We start from the raw sequence: 16,778 nt of genomic DNA on the forward strand, positions 1-16,778 counted from the left end.
CGCAACGCTATTGTCCAATTTAGGCCGTGTCGAACATGGTGGCCGAAGCCTGCTCGGGATTAAGGAAGACGCTGCGCGGCCACGATATCTGCACGATAGCGCCCTCGCCGGGCTCGCTCGAATTGCGGAAATCGAGCGTCGCGCCGGAGCGTTCGAGCAAGGTCTTGGCGATGAATAGGCCGAGGCCGAGGCCGCCGCCGGCTTCGGTGCCCTGGCGGGTCGACATATAGGGTTCGCCGATACGGTCGATGATCTCCGGTGGAAAGCCCGGCCCGTCGTCGATGATCGAGAAGCTGACGGCGGCCTCGTTCCACCTCCAGCGTATGGTGACGTTCTTGCGGGCGAAGTCGACGGCGTTCTCGACCAAATTGCCGAGGCCGTAAATGACGCCCGGATTGCGCCGGCCCACCGGTTCCGGGCCGATGCGCTCGCCCGGCCGAAGCTTGATCGAAATGCCGAAATCGCGGTGCGGTGCCGTCACTTCCTCGACCAGCGAGGTCAGCGGCAGGCGCGAGAGGTGCACTTCGCTCTCGGAGGAAAGGCTGGTCAGGCGCTTCAGGATTTCGCGGCAGCGCTCGCTCTGCGAACGCAGCAGCTTCACGTCCTCGCCGTATTTCGGATCTTCGCCAAGCGCCTTCTCCATCTCCTTGGCGACAAGCGTGATGGTGGCGAGCGGCGTGCCGAGTTCGTGCGCGGCGGCCGCGGCGAGGCCGTCGAGGGCCGAGAGATGCTGTTCTCGCTGAAGCACCAATTCCGTGGCGGCAAGCGCGTTGGCAAGCAGCCGCGCCTCCTCTGCCACCCGGAAGGCATAGATCGCGGTAAAGGCGATGGAGCAGAACACCGCCATCCACATGCCGGCGACATAGATGAAGGGCATCGCCAATGGCGCCCCCTCATGCCAGGGCAGCGGCAGGTGGTAGAAGACCAGCAGCGTCGCCGCCACGATCACCAGCGCGCCGAGCAGAGCCGTCAATCGCAGCGGCAGCGACGTCGCCGAGACGACGACGGGCACGGTCATCAGCAGCGAAAACGGATTGGTAAGGCCGCCGGTCATGTAGAGCAGGCCGGCAAGCTGCAGGCTATCGAAGGTCAGGATGGCAAAGGCCGAGAACGGGGTAAGCCGATGCGCCGCCGGATAGCGGAAGGTCAGCAACAGGTTCATCCAGGCCGAACAGGCGATCAGCGCAAAACACATGCTGACCGGCAGCGGAAATTTCAGCCCGTAGGCGACGACAAGCACGGTCAGGCTCTGGCCGACGATGGCAAGCCAGCGCAGCCTGATCAGCGTGTTGAGGCGCAGCCGCTGGCTTTGCTGGAAGTCGGGCGCGTGCAGAATGTTTATCATGGCGGGATTATAGAGGGGAAACCGCTGGAGGTCTTTCCGAAAACCGGGACCACCTTCCGCTGACGCGGACCTTCGGGTTGTGATCATGGTCCGGGAAGCATCAGGTACCGCGCGGCTTCGCGCGGCTGGTGGCGGCGGCGAGAAGCGGGTTCTCCGGCCAGACATGCCTGGGATAGCGGCCACGCATCTCTGCCCGCACATCGGCCCAGGAGCCGCGCCAGAAGCCGGGCAGGTCGCGCGTCGTCTGGATCGGCCGGTGCGCCGGCGACAGCAATTCGAGGGTCAGCGGCACAGTGCCGTTGGCGATCGCCGGATGCCGGTCGAGGCCGAACAGTTCCTGCACGCGCGCCGCCAGCACCGGCCATTCGCCGTCATAGCGGATCGGTAGCCGGCTGCCCGACGGCGCGTCGAAATGGGTCGGCGCCAATGTGTCGATCTTGCGCTGCAATTCGTGCGGCACCAGCGTCATCAGGCCTTGCGAAAGCACGCTAGGATCAATCGCCGTAAAGGCTGTGGCACCGGAAAGGAATGGCAGCAGCCAGTCGTCGAGGCGCTCGACGAGCGCGGCATCGGAGACATCGGGCCATGGCGCGCCGAGGCCGCGATGCAGCCAGCCGAGCCGCTGCCGCAACGTCTCCGCCTCCCTGTTCCACGGCAACAGGGACAGGCCGTGTTCGCGCAAGGCGTCGAGGATGGCGCGATCCGCGTCGGCACCGGTCGGCGCCGGCAGCATGCGTTCGGACAGCGTGATGGCGCCGAGGCGAACCGTTTCGCGCACCCGCACCGCGCGCATGTCGCGGTCGAAGCTGACCTCGCGGCGGGCCTCGATCTTTTCCGCCAGCGCAGTGCGGATGTCGGCCTCATCGATGGCTGCCGCTGCGGTGATGCGGGCGTTCTGCGCCTTGCCCTGCAGGTCGGCGACGACGAGCCAGGTCTCGCCGGCCAGCGGATCGGAGGCGTCGAGCATGGCGCCCGAGCCGTTGGCAAGCACGAAGCGGCCACGCTCGCCGCGCGCTTTGGCGACCCGATCCGGCCAGGCATGGATGAGGAGAGCGCCGGCTGTGCTGCCCTCCCCCTTGAGGGGGTCGGAAGGACGGGCGAGACCCGTGGCTCGCCCCGGCGCGTCGATCCGCGTAGCGGATAGGGGTGGGGCCGCTTCGGGCACGCCATCGACGACCCCGCCCCGTCTCGCTCGTCTCGCTGCGCTCGGCTCGCTCGCCGACCCTCCCCTAGAGGGGAAGGGTGAAGCCTGCTTTGCCAGCCTCTCAGCCAGCTGCCGGGCGGCGGTGGCGCGCGGCGATCTTTCGGCGCGAAAGCGCAGCAGCCGCCGTTCGAGATCGGCACCATCGCCGCCAAGGCCACGCTCGGTCAATAATACGGCGAGCATCGCCGCCTCGAGCGCCTCTCCGGTCCTTGCCGCCTCGGCGACCATATGGGCAAGCCGCACCGGTAGCGCCAGCCTACGCATCGCGGCACCGGCATCCGTCAGGCGTCCTGCCGCATCGACAGCATCGAGCGCACGTAGCAGTACCCTCGCCTCGGTGAGCGCCGGAGCCGGCGGGGGGTCGAGGAAGGATAGACTGGTCGGATCGGCGACGCCGAACGCTGCGCTATCGAGCAACAGGCCGGAAAGATCGGCCTCGAGGATTTCCGGCGGCGTGAAGGCCGGCAGGGCCGCCGTCTGCTCGGCCCGCCACAACCGGATGGCGACGCCCGGCTGCGTGCGCCCGGCACGGCCGGCGCGCTGGTCGGCGGAAGCGCGGGAAGCACGTACCGTCTCCAGCCGCGTCAGGCCGCTCGCCGGTTCATAGCGCGGCAGCCGCGACAGGCCGGAATCGATGACGACGCGCACGCCGTCGATGGTGATGGAGGTTTCGGCGATCGACGTCGCCAGCACGACCTTGCGGCGGCCGAGCGGCGCCGGCTTGATCGCCGCGTCCTGCGCCTTGTTGTCGAGCATACCATAGAGCGGCACGATGTCGGTATCGGCGCCGACCTTGCCCGCCAGCCGCTCGGCGGTGCGCTCGATCTCGCGCTGGCCGGGCAGGAAAGCGAGCACGCTGCCCTCCTCCCCGGCAAGCGCCGAGCGGATCGCCTTGGCCATGGCGTCCTCGATGGTGACGCCGGCCGGCCGCTCGTCATAGCGGATGTCGACCGGGAAGGCGCGGCCTGCGCTCTCGATCACCGGCGCGCCGGACAGCAATTTTGCGACACGCGCGCCGTCGAGCGTTGCCGACATCACCAGCAATCTGAGTTCGGGCCTCAGCGCACCCTGCACGTCGAGCGCCAGCGCCAGCCCGAAATCGCCGTCGAGCGAGCGTTCGTGGAACTCGTCGAATAGCACCGCCGCGACACCAGGCAGTTCCGGGTCGTCGAGGATCATGCGGGACAGCACGCCTTCGGTGACGACGAGAACCCTGGTTTTTGCGGAACTGCGGTTTTCCATGCGCATGGCATAGCCGACGGTTTCGCCGGGCTCTTGGCCGAGCAATTCGGCCATGCGGCGGGCGGCAGCGCGGGCGGCGAGGCGGCGCGGCTCGAGCAGGATGATCTTTCCGGCGCCGAGCCATTCAGCGTCGAGCAGCGCCAGTGGAACCAGCGTCGTCTTGCCGGCACCGGGCGGCGCCACCAGCACGGCGCTGTTACCATGGCTCAGCGTTTCATTGAGCGCCGGCAAGACAACGGAGACCGGCAGGTCCGGCAAGGGTTTTGTCGTCATTGTGCTATGCTGTGCAGCCAGTTGGCAGCAACCGCATATCAGCGGTGGCGGTCGCGGCGCAACCTCGGCGCCGACTCAAAGCCTGGTCCGCGAAAACGGGTTCCAGCGCACCGTGCCGAGCCGCACCTCCTCGCGCACCATGGTCAGCAGGCCGGAACCGCCGACCACGGCCAAGCCGACCAGCGACAGAAAATCCGGATATTCCCTGAAGAACAGCGCACCCAGAACCACCGCCCAGACGATCTGCGAGTAATGCGTCGGCGCGATGCGGTTGGCCGGTGCGTATTTGACCGCCAGCAGATGCAACAGCTGGCCGCCGGCGGTGAAGGCGCCGGCCAGTACCAGCCAGGCCCATTGCCTGCCATCCGGCAACGAGAACGAGGTAGCCGCCGCACCGGCGCCGTTGAAGAGCAGGCCGTAGCCGATCAGCACGCCGAGCATCGTCGTGCGCTTTTCCTGCGCGGCGAGCGAACGCATCAGGATCACATTGGTGGCGGCCAGGAAGGCGATGATGAACGCCGCCAGATGACCAAGATGCAATTCGCGAAACCCCGGCCTGACGACCAGCATGACCCCGGCAAAGCCGGCGACCACCGCCAGCCACCGCCACGGGCCGACCTTCTCCTTGAGGACCAGCGTGGCTAGGATGGTGACGAACAGCGGCGCCAGAAAGATCAGCGCATAGACTTCCGCCAGCGGGATGGTGGTGAAGGCATAGACGCTGAGCACGCCCGAGGCGATGCCGGCCCAGGCCCGGGCCTGTACCGCCCAGGGCCGGTTGGTGCGCCAGAAATCGAGCCAGCGCTCGCCTGCCGGCCTGGCAAAGAGCAGAAAGCAGCCGGCAAACAATGTCGAGAAGAAGCCGATCTCGAAGACGTTGAACTGCCCGCCCAGGCTTTTGACAACGGCGTCGCTGCACGAATAGCTTGCATAGGCGATGAGTGCGAGCAGAATTCCGTTGGGCACGTTTTTCCATTTCCGGGAGAGATGAGAGTGAAGATATTGGCGCTTGGCGCGCATTCGGACGACATCGAGATCTTCATGTTCGGTACGATGGCGGCCTATGCCGCGCAAGGCGCAGAACTCTTTTTTGCCATAGCCACGGATGGCACCAGGGGCGGCTACGGCGATCCGTCAGCGCTGGCCCGCACGCGCCGCAAGGAGGCGATGGCGGCGGCCGGCCTGCTTGACGTGACGCCGCGCTTCCTTGACTTTCCCGATGGCGGGCTGGTCGCGGATGCCGCGCTGATCGGGGCGCTCAAAGCACTGATCGGCGAGATAGGGCCGGATCTGGTGATAACGCATGCGCCGAACGACTATCATGGCGACCACCGCGCGCTGTCGGATGGCGTGCGCATCGCAGCGTCATTCTCGGTGCCGGTGCTACATGCCGACACGTTCGGCGGCACCGGGTTTTCGCCAACGCACTACGTCGACACCTCCAGGCATTTCGATCTCAAGGCGGAGGCGATCAGGGCGCACCAGTCGCAGGATCCCGAGCGTTTCGTCGACGCGGCGCGCACGCAGAACGCCTTTCGCGCCGGCCAGTGCAACGGCCCGGCCGGATCGTTTGCCGAGGCCTTCCGCTTCGAGCCAGTCTTCCCCTTCGCCGATATCCGCGCGCTGCTGCCGCCGGCCCCAGTGATCCGTCCGGTGGCTGTCAGCAACAAGACGGTGACCTAGACAGGTCGCCGCAACTTCTCACGTTGCTTTCATGTCCAGCATGCTGCGGTGCAGCAACGAATTCGCTTGCTTTGTTTAGTAAAAATTGCATCACTAAACAAATTACTAAACATCCGGTGCGCCGCCGCGTCGTTGTGTTTGGGCCCCGGAGGAGGGGTTTAGCGGGCTCTTGAAACCGTCATCCGGACGTGTTTCGCAAATGGGAGGAAGGCATGAAATCGACCTTGAAATTGGCGTTGGGACTGGCATCGACACTCTTTGCGTCGACAGCCGTTTCGAATGTCGCGCGGGCAGAAGATCTGACGCTTTGCTGGGCAGCCTGGGACCCGGCCAACGCGCTTGTGGAATTGTCCAAGGACTTCACCAAGGAAACCGGCATCGGCATGAAATTCGAATTCGTGCCGTGGACCAACTATGCCGATCGCTTTCTCAACGAGCTGAATTCGCACGGCAAGCTGTGCGACCTCATCATCGGCGACAGCCAGTGGATCGGCGGTGCCGCCGAGAACGGCCATTACGTCAAGCTGAACGACTTCTTCGACAAGGAGAAGATTAGCATGGATGATTTCGTGCCGGCGACCGTCGTCGGCTATTCGGAATGGCCGAAGAACTCGCCGAATTACTGGGCGCTGCCGGCCATGGGTGACGTCGTCGGTTGGACTTACCGCAAGGACTGGTTCTCCAAGCCGGAGCTGCGGAAGGAATTCAAGGAAAAGTACGGCTGGGATCTCGGCCCGCCGACGACCTTCGACCAATTGAAGCAGATCGCCGAATTCTTCCAGAAGCGCGACATCGACGGCAAGACCGTCTATGGCGCGTCGATCTACACCGAGCGCGGCTCGGAAGGCATCACCATGGGCGCCATGGACGTGCTCTACAGCTTTGGCTTCCAGTACGAAAACCCGAAAAAACCCTACGAGATGGAAGGCTTCGTCAACTCCGATAAATCGGTGAAGGGCCTGGAGTTCTACAAAGCCCTCTACGATTGCTGCACCCCTCCCGGCGCCTCGAACAGCTACATGGGCGAAGGCGTTGATGCCTTCAAATCCGGCCAGGTGGCGATGCACATGAACTTCGCCTTCACCTGGCCAGGCCTGCAGAAGGACGAGAATGTCGGCGGCGACAAGATCGGCTATTTCGTCAATCCCAAAGGTCCGGACGGGGACCAGTTCGCCCAGCTCGGCGGCCAGGGCATCTCGGTGGTCTCCTATTCCGACAAGCAGGAAGCCGCGCTCAAATACATCAAATGGTTCGCCAACAAGGACGTGCAGTCCAAATGGTGGTCGCTCGGCGGCTATTCCTGCCTCAACGCGGTCGTCAAGGACCCCGCCTTCCCGGCCAGCCAGCCCTATGCGCAGACCTTCCTCGACTCGATGGCCATCGTGAAGGACTTCTGGGCCGAGCCGAGCTATGCCCCGCTGTTGCAGGCATCGCAGAAGCGCTTCCACGACTATGTCGTTGCCGGGCAAGGCTCGGCCAAGGATGCGCTCGACGGCCTCGTCAAGGACTGGACCGAGGTCTTCCAGGACGATGGCAAGATGTAACCGGGGCAAGATGTAACCGGCTCCTCCCGAGCCCATGACCGAACCGTCCCGTGCCGCCCTTGGCACGGGACACAGTTCAGATAAATTCCATTGTCGAGACGATCCAAGTGACCGAAGCAGGACTGACCATGCTCAATCGGACTGCGGACAGCGTTGCCCGGGCTACGCCCGAGCCGTTGGCCCGCAAGGTCCGGGGCATCAGCGACAAGGGCCTCGCCTGGCTGTTCATCTCGCCGACGATCCTGTTGCTTTTAGCCATCAACATCTTCCCGCTGTTCTGGGCGATCTATCTGTCCTTCACCAATTTTCGCGCCAATCGTCCCAATGAGGTGGTGAAGAACCTTGGGCTCGCGAACTACAAGCGCATCCTCGCCGACCAGGACATCTGGATCGCCATGCAGACGACAGCGCATTTCGTGTTCTGGACCATCCTGCTGCAGACGCTGATCGGCTTTACGCTGGCCTGGCTGATCGACCGCAAGTTCCGCGGGCACGCCTTCTGGACGACCATCATCCTGGTGCCGATGATGCTGTCGCCGGCGGTGGTCGGCAATTTCTGGCGCTTTCTCTACGAGCCGCAGATCGGGTTGTTCGCCTACGCCGTCTCGTTCGTCACCGGCATTCCGGCAACGCAGATCAGCATGCTCTCCAACGTGTCGCTGGCGCCATGGTCGATCATCATCGTCGACACCTGGATGTGGACGCCTTACGTGATGCTGATCTGCCTCGCCGGCCTGCGCTCGATCCCCGAATACATCTACGAAGCGGCCGAGGTCGACCGCGCCTCCAACTGGCGGCAGTTCTGGTCGATCACGCTGCCGATGGCGCTGCCCTTCATCATGCTGGCGGTGCTGTTCCGCGGCATCGAGAACTTCAAGATGTTCGACATGGTCAATTTGCTCACTGGCGGCGGGCCGGGATCGACCACCGAAGTGGCCTCGATCACGCTGAAGCGGCAGGCCTTCGAAAGCTGGCGGACGGGCTATTCCTCGGCCTTCGCCATCATCCTGTTCGTCGCGGTGTTCGGCCTGGCCAACATCTACGTCAAGGCACTGAACAAGGTGAAGCAGAGATGAGCCTGACGTCAGCCCATTCCGTTGTCGCACCCTCGGCCACGTCGAAGCGCGTCGCCGGCACGATCATCGTTGCCTACGCGCTGATCTCGATCGTGCCGCTGCTGTGGATCTTCGCCACCAGCTTCAAGACGCCGCCGGATTCGATCGCCTATCCGCCGAAGATCCTGTTCCAGCCGAGCCTCGAGGGCTACTGCAACTTGTTCTCGACCCGGACTCGGCAAACCCCGGAATACATCAACTCCCTGGGACCGGCGACGGGGGTCTGCGACGAGACGGTGCGCAAGCGCAATATGGTGATCGCCGGCCCGTCGAACTTCATGCCGCGCTTCGTCAATTCGCTGATCATCGCCTTCGGCTCGACGTTTTGCGCGGTGTTCCTCGGCACGCTGTCGGCCTATGGTTTTTCGCGCTTCAAGGTGCCGCTCGCCGACGACCTTCTGTTCTTCATCCTGTCGACGCGCATGATGCCGCCGATCGCGGTCGCGATTCCCATCTACCTGATGTATCGGGAGCTCGGACTGTCGGACACCGCGCTCGGCATGATCCTGCTCTACACGGCGGTCAACGTGTCGCTGGCAGTCTGGCTGCTGAAAGGCTTCATCGACGAGATCCCGCGCGAATATGAAGAGGCGGCGATGATCGACGGCTACACCAGGCTGCAGGCGTTCTGGCGCACCGTGCTGCCGCAGGCGACCACGGGCATTGCCGCGACCGCCATCTTCTGTCTGATCTTTGCCTGGAACGAATACGCCTTCGCTGCGCTGCTGACCTCGGGCACGGCGCAGACCGCGCCGCCCTTCATCCCGACCATCATCGGCGAAGGCGGCCAGGACTGGCCGGCGGTCGCGGCCGGCACGACGATCTTCCTGGTGCCGATCCTGGTCTTCACTATCCTGCTTCGCAAGCAATTGCTGCGCGGCATCACCTTCGGCGCGGTGCGCAAATGAGCCTGACCGTAAAACGCAAATCGCGCTGGCCCGTCTGGGCCAGGCGCGGACTGATGGAAAACGTCGCCACGGCGATCATCGCCATCGGCTTCCTGATGCTGTTCCAGCCCTTCGCGCTGGCGCTCTACACCTATTCGTTCGTCACCATGCTGGCCGGCACGGCGATGTTCATCATCGTCTCGAAATTTCCGGAGTAGACGATGGCTGAGATCAGGGTCGAACATCTGAGAAAGGCATTCGGCGATTTCGTCGCCGTGCAGGATTCCAACTTCGTCGTCGAGGACGGCGAATTCTTCGTCATGCTGGGGCCGTCGGGTTGCGGCAAGACGACGACGCTTCGTATGATCGCCGGGCTCGAACTGCCGACCGGCGGCAAGATCCTGCTTGGCGGCGAGGACGTCACCATGCGGCGTGCCCGCGAGCGCGACATCGCTTTTGTGTTCCAGCTGTTCGCGCTCTATCCGCACATGAATGTGAGAAAGAACATCGGTTTCCCGCTGCTGGCGCAAGGCATGCCAGGCGCTGAAATTCGGGCCAGGGTGGAAGAGACGGCGAAGCTGTTGCGGATCGACCATCTGCTCAACAAATCGGTCTCCGGGCTAGCCGGCGGCGATCGCCAGCGCGTGGCGCTCGGCCGCGCCATCGTGCGGCGGCCAAAATGTTTCCTGATGGACGAACCGCTCGGCACGCTCGACACCGAATTCCGCGATCTGATGGTCCATGAGCTGCGCGAATTGCACAACCGCATCCACGCCACCACCGTCTATGTCACGCACGACCAGATGGAAGCGATGTCGATGGCCGACAAGATCGCGGTGATGAACCATGGCGTCATCGAGCAGTTCGGCACGCCGCGTGAGATCTACGACCGGCCGGCGACGATGTTCGTCGCCGACTTCATCGGCTCGCCGCCGATGAATTTCCTCGGCTTCGACGGCGGCCTTTCAAAGGGCGCCAGGGAAGTTGTTGTGCAGGGCGCGACGGTGGCCGTGCCGGAGGTGCGCGAGGATGTCGCGCCGGCCGAGATGGCGCTTGGCATCCGACCGGAGCACATCCGCTTCGACGACGCTTCGAAGCTGCGCGGAGCTGTTTACGGCACGGAATATCTCGGCACCACCCAGATCGTGGCGGTGGAGACGGCAGACGGCATCATCAAGGCCAGGGTGCCGGCCGAAATCCGGCTCAATCCGGGCGATCATGTGGGCCTGGCGCTGAACAGCGCGCGGCTGTCGCTGTTCGCAAAAGGATCCGGCCGTGCGGTGCGCACCGAAATCCATGACTCGGCCTCCCAGGGGAGAGCGCATCATGGCTGACGTTCACATCAAAGGCGTGACAAAGGCTTTTGGCGAGCATGTCGCCGTCGACAATCTCGATTTGCATATCGCCGACGGGGAATTCGTCGTGCTGCTCGGGCCGACCGGCGCCGGCAAGACGACAACGCTCAGGCTGATCGCCGGGCTTGAGCGTCCGGAAGCGGGCTCGATCCATATTGCCGGCCACGACACGACGACGCTGTCGCCGGCCGAGCGCGACACCGCTTTCGTGTTCCAGCAATATTCGCTCTATCCGCATCTGTCGGTTTACGACAACCTCGCCTTTCCGCTGCGCTCGCCGGCGAGGAAAATGCCGGAGGATCAGATTCGCCGCCGCGTCGAGGACGTGGCCAAGATGGTGCGCATCCACCACAAGCTGAATAATCGCTCGACCAAACTCTCGGGCGGCGAAATGCAGCGCGTCGCCATCGGCCGCGCTTTGGTGCGCAAGCCGTCGATCTACCTGATGGACGAGCCGCTGTCGTCGCTCGACGCCAAGCTGCGCGCCGATCTCAGGCTCGAGCTGAAGCGTATACAGGCCGAACTCGGCGCCACCATGCTCTACGTCACCCATGACCAGATCGAAGCGATGACCATGGCCGACCGCATCGGCATCCTCGCCGACGGCGTGCTGGTCCAAATCGGTTCGCCGCGCACGATCTATTCTGAGCCGGCAAACCTTCACGTCGCGGCCAGGCTCGGCCAACCGGCAATCAATTTGTTGCCGGTCGGACTGCTGCCGGATGGCGGAGCGCCGGCGGGGACCAGGACAATCGGTGCGCGGACCGAACATCTTTCGATCGCGAAGGCGGCGAACGGCCATGCCGACGGCGTCGTCGATTGGGTCGAGCATCTCGGCGACCAGAACCATCTGCATGTGACGGTGGGGACCAGGAAGCTGGTGACGCTGACCGACCCCGACACCGACCTGGCGCAGGGCGACAGGATCATGATCCGCTATCGCTCGCCGCTGTATTTCGGCGCCGATGGGCGACGGCTGCTGTGAGCGCTGCGCGAGTGTTTTCCTGGCACCTTTCAACCGGCAATTTCGGGCACCGGAGTGGACCAATTCGATGAAGCATTTTTTCAATCGCAGGGATACGATCGTAACTGAGGCCCTGGACGGCTTTCTCGGCACGACCGGCACCGGCGATCTCGCCCGCCTCGACGGCTATCCCGAAATCAAGGTCGTCCTCCGTGCAGACTGGGACAAGAGCAAGGTCAGCATCATCTCCGGCGGCGGGGCCGGGCACGAACCCGCGCATGCCGGCTTCGTCGGCATGGGCATGCTCACGGCGGCGGTATCAGGCGAGATCTTTGCTTCGCCGAGCGTGGAAGCAGTATTGACGGCCATCCGCGCGGTGACCGGTCCCGCCGGGTGCCTGCTGATCGTCAAGAACTATACCGGCGATCGCCTCAACTTCGGCTTGGCCGCCGAGAAGGCGCGCGCCGAAGGCTTCCGCGTCGAGATGGTGATCGTCGCCGACGACATCGCCCTGCCTGATATTGCCCAGCCGCGCGGCGTTGCCGGCACCTTGTTCGTGCACAAGATCGCCGGCCACATGTCGGAAGCCGGCAACGATCTGTCGACGGTTGCCGCTGCTGCGCGGGCCGCGGCGGCGGATATCGTTTCCCTCGGCATATCGCTGTCATCCTGCTCGATCCCCGGTCAGAGCCATGACGAAAGATTTGGCGCCGACGACGCTGAACTCGGCCTCGGCATCCATGGCGAACCGGGCGTTGAGCGGATTGCGGTGCAAAGTGCCGAAAGGCTGGTTGCGATCATGTCGGAGCGCCTTGCCGCGCGGCTCGATCCCGCCAGCGACTACGCCTTGCTGATCAACAATCTCGGTTCGGTGCCACCGCTGGAAATGTTGCTTGTCGCCAATGCGGTGTTGACATCACCGCTGGCACGAAAGGTGACGCTGACGATCGGACCCGGGCAGCTTATGACCGCGCTCAACATGAACGGCTTTTCCTTGTCGCTGATCCGGCTCGATGCGCCGCGCGAAGCGGCGTTGAGGGCGCCGGTAGGCCCTCACGCCTGGCTGCCGGCAAGAGCCGTTCGCCAAGCCAGCGTCGTGCCGATGGCCAAAGCCGCCGGCCGGGGCAACGCGTCGAAAGCCAGCCCGGACGCACGCACCGAGCGGCTGGTGGTCGCCATCTGCGAACGGCTGATCTCGCTTGAAGGCGCGTTGAACGGACTGGACGCCAAGGCGGGAGACGGCGACACCGGATCGACTGTGGCGGCCGGTGCGCGCAGCGTGCTTGGCCGCCTTGCGGCGCTGCCGCTCGCCGACCCTGCCGCCACGCTGGCCGCCGTGGGCGACATCCTGAGTGCCAGCATGGGCGGCTCCAGCGGCGTGCTGTTGTCGATCTTCTTCACCGCCGCCGGGCAGGCGCTGGAGTCTGGCGAAACGCTTCCCAAGGCGCTTCTCGCCGGCCTCGATCGGATGTCCTTCTATGGTGGAGCGAGGATGGGCGATCGCACGATGGTCGATGCCTTGGAACCCGCCTTGAAGGCGCTGGATAGCGGCAGTCTGGAGGATGCGGCGGTCGCGGCGCGACGCGGCGCCGAGGCCACCGCTGCCATGCGCAAGGCCAAGGCCGGGCGGTCCGCCTATATTGGCAGCCAGCTCGACGGCGTGGTCGACCCCGGCGCCTTTGCCGTCGCCGAGGTCTTCACGGCCCTCGCTGCGTTGCTCGAACCCGCTTGACTGGGGAAAAGAATGCTTCAATTGCCGGATATGCAATTTTCTCGTACTGCCGGCAGCGTAGGGGCCAGGAGCATGGGTGATATGGCGGCAGCGGATATTTCCAGGCTGATCGAGGCGGCGGCAAACACCATCGCCGCCCATGCCGAAGAGCTGACCAGGCTCGACCAGGCCATCGGCGACGGCGACCATGGGCTCAACATGAAACGCGGCTTCGAGGCCGTGCGGGCCGAGGCCGGCGTGTTTGCGGCAAAGCCGTTGCCCGAGGCGCTGAAGGCGATCGGCACCAAACTGGTGATGACCGTCGGCGGAGCCTCCGGTCCCTTGTTCGGCACGCTGTTCATGGTGCTCGGCAAGGAGATTCCCGCGGCGCCGGATCGCGCCGATCTGGCGGCGGCCTTCGGCAAGGCGATTGAAGCAGTGGCCGCCAGAGGCAAGTCGCAGGCCGGGCAAAAAACCATGCTCGACGTGCTGCAGCCGGTGCACGAGGCCCTGCTGCAGGGAAAGGCGGCAGCGGACATCGCCGAGATCGCCGACAACGCAGCCGACGCGACTGTGCCGATGAAGGCGCTGCGTGGGCGCGCCTCCTTCCTTGGCGACCGTTCGATCGGTCATATGGATGCCGGCGCACGCTCGACCGCGCTTCTGGTGCGGGCCGTAGCCGAAGCAATCGAGAGGCGCGCATGAGCAATGTCGGCATCGTCATCGTCTCGCATTCGCCGCTGGTCGCCGAAGGCACCGCCGACATGGTGCGGCAGATGGTCGGCAACGAAGTGCCGCTTGCATGGTGCGGCGGAAACGGCCATGGCGGGCTGGGAACCAATGTCGAGGCGATCATAGGTGCCATCGACAAGGCCTGGTCGGAGGCGGGTGTCGCGATCCTCGTTGATCTCGGAGGTGCCGAGACCAATAGCGAGATGGCGATCGAGATGATCGGCGAACCACGCGCCCAGAAGATCGTCGTCTGCAATGCGCCGATCGTCGAAGGCGCGGTGATGGCGGCGACCGAGGCTTCCGGCGGCGCCTCGCTCAGGGAAGTGGTGGCGACGGCGCACGAATTGTCGCCGTCGTGAACGAACGGGAATTTTGACAAGCATGTCCGCAGCAGCCGAAGCCAGCGTCCTGATCACCCATGAGGTGGGGCTGCATGCGCGTCCTTCGGTGAAGTTCACCAAGCTTGCCAAGACGTTTTCGGCCGACGTCGAGATTGCGCTCGCCGCCAACGGGCCATGGTTCGACGCCAAGAGCATCGTCAAGGTGATGGCTGCGAAAGCGCCGAAAGGCACTGTCCTGCACATCAGAGCCAAAGGGGACGGCGCCGGCGAGGCGGTCGGAGCACTGGTCGAGCTGGTGCGCCGCGATTTCGACGAAGGCAAGGACCATGCCCGAACCGCTTAGGCTGCAGGGCATTTCGGCATCGGCCGGCTATGCCGAGGGGCCGCTGTTCGATCTGGACCAGGCTGCTGTGCGTTATGTCCGCAAGGCGACTGCCGCGGGCGAGAAGGCGGCGCTTGAGGCCGCCATCTCCATTGCCGCGGGCCGGCTCGCGACATTGATCGAAAGCAGCGACAGCGAGGCGGCCGCCATCCTCGAATTCCAGCTCGCCATGCTGGAGGACGACGCGCTGACCGGCCCGGCCTTTGCGCGAATTGCCGACGGCATGGCTGCTGATGTGGCTTGGCGAAAAGCGCTCGACGCCGAGATAGCCGGCTATGAAACATCCGAGCAGGACTATTTCCGGGCGCGCGCCGCCGACATGCGCGATATACGCGACCAGGTGCTGCGCGCGCTGACCGGGGGCGGCGACATTGCGCCGCCGGCGGGTGCGATCTTCTACGGCGAGGATATCGCACCGACGCGCTTCCTCGAAACCGACTGGAGTGCAGGCGGCGGCATAGCACTTACGGCAGGAAGTGCCGCAAGTCATGTCGCAATGCTGGCACGCTCACGCGGCGTGCCCATGGTGGTGGGGCTTGGGCTCATGGAGCGTGGGCTGGCCAGGCCAGGTGCTTCGCCGGCTCACCTTACCGGAATCGCACTGCTCGATGCCGAACATGGTGGCATCGTGTTGGCGCCTTCGAAAGCGGAGATCGCCATATTCCGGCGATCGTCGTCGTCTTTCGCGGCGCATCGCGGCAAAGCGGCAGCCTATCTGACAAGGCCGGCGGCAACGAAGACCGGCATAGGGGTCCGCGTGCAGGTGAATATCGCCGATCCGTCCGATGTCGACAGCATCGATGCTGCGGCGTGCGACGGTGTCGGGCTGATGCGGACCGAATTCCTGTTCGGCAAGACGCTGCCGGGCGAGGAGACGCAATATCGCGCCTACCGCAAAGTGCTGGAATGGGCAGGCGAGAGGCCGGTGACGATCCGTACTGTCGATGCGGGCGGCGATAAGCCTGTGCCGGGCCTCACCGTCGAAGAAGGTAATCCGTTCCTTGGCCTGCGCGGCATCAGGCTGTCGCTGATGCGTCCGGAGGTCTTTCGTGTGCAGATCCGCGCCTTGCTACGTGCCGCCATGCACGGCAATTTGAAGGTGATGTTCCCGATGATCGCCGTTCCGGAAGAGTATGAACACGCCACCGCGCTGTTCGCGGAGGAGCAGGCTGACCTTTTGGCGCGCGGCATCGCGCACAAAATGCCGCCGCTTGGCATCATGGTCGAGGTGCCGTCGGTGGCCATCGCACCGGAGGCATTCGCCAAGGCCGCCTTCTTCTCGATCGGTTCGAATGATTTGACCCAATACGTGATGGCGGCCGCGCGCGACAATGCGTCGGTCGCACATCTGAATTCCGTCAGGCACCCGGCCGTGCTCCGGCTGATCGCCTCCGTTGCGGCCTTCGGCCGCGGGCATAATATCCCGGTCAGCCTGTGTGGCGATGCCGGCGGCGACCCCGCCTCGATCCCGGCGCTGCTCGAAACCGGCCTGCGTGACCTCTCCGTCGCTCCCGCCCAACTCGCGATGGCCAAGGCGGCCATCGCGGACGTTTCGATCTAGGCCCCGGCATGGCTGACAAGGCGTCGCAATCCGGCCCCGAAGAGGCGATCCGCGCCTACAAGACGATCCTGTCGCAGGTGATCGACCAGCGCCCGTCCGGCATGCGCCAGCGCCTCGCCGACGCGCTTGGAAAACACCGCAGCTTCGTCACGCAGATTTCAAGCCCAGCCTACTCGACGCCGATCCCGTCGAAGCATTTGCCGGCTATCTTCTCCGTCTGCCATTTCAGCCCGGTCGAACGCGATCATTTCCTTGAGGCCTACCATCGGGCGCATCCGGGAAAGATGTCGCTGGCCGCAGGCATGCGCAAGACACGTCATGTCTCGCTGATCGTTCCCGATTTCGGCGACGACAAGCAGAACGCGGCGCTCGACCGGGCGGTCAACGATTTCATCCAGAAGATCACCAGCATCGCCGGCAAGGGCAGCTGACGCTGGGC

General features: G+C 64.5%; 16 protein-coding genes. 13 read left to right on the forward strand and 3 right to left on the reverse strand.

Annotated features, from left to right (window positions below):
• Nucleotides 1–19: 19 nt before the first annotated feature.
• The 3 genes from NKI63_RS19215 to NKI63_RS19225 all read right to left on the reverse strand — a co-directional run bounded on the left by NKI63_RS19215 (nucleotide 20) and on the right by NKI63_RS19225 (nucleotide 5,030).
• On the reverse strand, nucleotides 20–1,345 hold the full coding sequence (locus NKI63_RS19215; RefSeq protein WP_352506958.1) for an ActS/PrrB/RegB family redox-sensitive histidine kinase: 1,326 nt from the start codon (nucleotides 1,343–1,345) through the stop codon (nucleotides 20–22).
• A gap of 100 nt (nucleotides 1,346–1,445) precedes the next feature.
• Nucleotides 1,446–4,064 carry an ATP-dependent helicase HrpB gene (gene hrpB, locus NKI63_RS19220; RefSeq protein ID WP_352822881.1) on the reverse strand — a complete coding sequence of 873 codons (2,619 nt, stop codon included), beginning with the start codon at nucleotides 4,062–4,064 and terminating at the stop codon, nucleotides 1,446–1,448.
• Nucleotides 4,065–4,139: 75 nt separating this feature from the next.
• The gene (locus NKI63_RS19225) at nucleotides 4,140–5,030 is read right to left on the reverse strand and encodes a DMT family transporter (RefSeq protein WP_352448474.1); all 891 of its coding nucleotides are present in this window, start codon (nucleotides 5,028–5,030) and stop codon (nucleotides 4,140–4,142) included.
• Between the two features lie 27 nt (nucleotides 5,031–5,057).
• On the opposite strand from NKI63_RS19225, the gene NKI63_RS19230 reads away from it, so the two are divergent.
• The 13 genes from NKI63_RS19230 (at nucleotide 5,058) to NKI63_RS19290 (ending at nucleotide 16,770) form a co-directional block, all read left to right on the forward strand.
• The gene (locus NKI63_RS19230; RefSeq protein WP_352822884.1) at nucleotides 5,058–5,747 is read left to right on the forward strand and encodes a PIG-L deacetylase family protein; all 690 of its coding nucleotides are present in this window, start codon (nucleotides 5,058–5,060) and stop codon (nucleotides 5,745–5,747) included.
• Nucleotides 5,748–5,959: 212 nt separating this feature from the next.
• The gene (locus NKI63_RS19235; RefSeq protein ID WP_352469942.1) at nucleotides 5,960–7,291 is read left to right on the forward strand and encodes an ABC transporter substrate-binding protein; all 1,332 of its coding nucleotides are present in this window, start codon (nucleotides 5,960–5,962) and stop codon (nucleotides 7,289–7,291) included.
• A 128-nt stretch (nucleotides 7,292–7,419) separates the two neighbouring features.
• The gene (locus NKI63_RS19240) at nucleotides 7,420–8,367 is read left to right on the forward strand and encodes a carbohydrate ABC transporter permease (protein ID WP_302893612.1); all 948 of its coding nucleotides are present in this window, start codon (nucleotides 7,420–7,422) and stop codon (nucleotides 8,365–8,367) included.
• Nucleotides 8,364–9,314, forward strand: a complete 951-nt coding sequence (locus NKI63_RS19245; RefSeq protein ID WP_254816115.1) for a carbohydrate ABC transporter permease — start codon at nucleotides 8,364–8,366, stop codon at nucleotides 9,312–9,314. The genes NKI63_RS19240 and NKI63_RS19245 overlap by 4 nt, the downstream gene beginning before the upstream one ends.
• Nucleotides 9,311–9,511 carry a hypothetical protein gene (locus NKI63_RS19250; protein WP_352479849.1) on the forward strand — a complete coding sequence of 67 codons (201 nt, stop codon included), beginning with the start codon at nucleotides 9,311–9,313 and terminating at the stop codon, nucleotides 9,509–9,511. Before NKI63_RS19245 ends, NKI63_RS19250 begins: the two co-directional genes overlap by 4 nt.
• A 3-nt stretch (nucleotides 9,512–9,514) precedes the next feature.
• Nucleotides 9,515–10,627, forward strand: coding sequence for an ABC transporter ATP-binding protein (locus tag NKI63_RS19255; protein WP_352506963.1), 1,113 nt, complete (start codon nucleotides 9,515–9,517; stop codon nucleotides 10,625–10,627).
• A complete protein-coding gene (locus tag NKI63_RS19260) occupies nucleotides 10,620–11,633 on the forward strand; it encodes an ABC transporter ATP-binding protein (RefSeq protein WP_352506964.1) in 1,014 nt (337 codons plus the stop codon). The genes NKI63_RS19255 and NKI63_RS19260 overlap by 8 nt, the downstream gene beginning before the upstream one ends.
• Nucleotides 11,634–11,700: 67 nt before the next feature.
• A complete protein-coding gene (locus tag NKI63_RS19265) occupies nucleotides 11,701–13,344 on the forward strand; it encodes a dihydroxyacetone kinase subunit DhaK (protein WP_352506965.1) in 1,644 nt (547 codons plus the stop codon).
• A gap of 81 nt (nucleotides 13,345–13,425) precedes the next feature.
• Nucleotides 13,426–14,028, forward strand: coding sequence for a dihydroxyacetone kinase subunit DhaL (gene dhaL / locus NKI63_RS19270; protein WP_352506967.1), 603 nt, complete (start codon nucleotides 13,426–13,428; stop codon nucleotides 14,026–14,028).
• Nucleotides 14,025–14,414 (forward strand): dihydroxyacetone kinase phosphoryl donor subunit DhaM, encoded by a 390-nt coding sequence (gene dhaM, locus NKI63_RS19275; protein WP_352506968.1) that lies wholly within the window; start codon nucleotides 14,025–14,027, stop codon nucleotides 14,412–14,414. The genes dhaL and dhaM overlap by 4 nt, the downstream gene beginning before the upstream one ends.
• Before the next feature lie 22 nt (nucleotides 14,415–14,436).
• The gene (locus NKI63_RS19280; protein WP_023676329.1) at nucleotides 14,437–14,739 is read left to right on the forward strand and encodes an HPr family phosphocarrier protein; all 303 of its coding nucleotides are present in this window, start codon (nucleotides 14,437–14,439) and stop codon (nucleotides 14,737–14,739) included.
• Nucleotides 14,723–16,339: a phosphoenolpyruvate--protein phosphotransferase gene (gene ptsP, locus NKI63_RS19285; RefSeq protein WP_352506969.1), complete on the forward strand. Its 1,617-nt coding sequence runs from the start codon at nucleotides 14,723–14,725 to the stop codon at nucleotides 16,337–16,339. The genes NKI63_RS19280 and ptsP overlap by 17 nt, the downstream gene beginning before the upstream one ends.
• Before the next feature lie 8 nt (nucleotides 16,340–16,347).
• Entirely contained in the window at nucleotides 16,348–16,770 is a 423-nt protein-coding gene (locus NKI63_RS19290; protein WP_352479842.1) for a hypothetical protein, read from the forward strand.
• Nucleotides 16,771–16,778 lie beyond the last annotated feature (8 nt).

Origin of the sequence: Mesorhizobium sp. M0410 (assembly GCF_040321435.1) — a bacterium.
Taxonomy (GTDB): domain Bacteria; phylum Pseudomonadota; class Alphaproteobacteria; order Rhizobiales; family Rhizobiaceae; genus Mesorhizobium.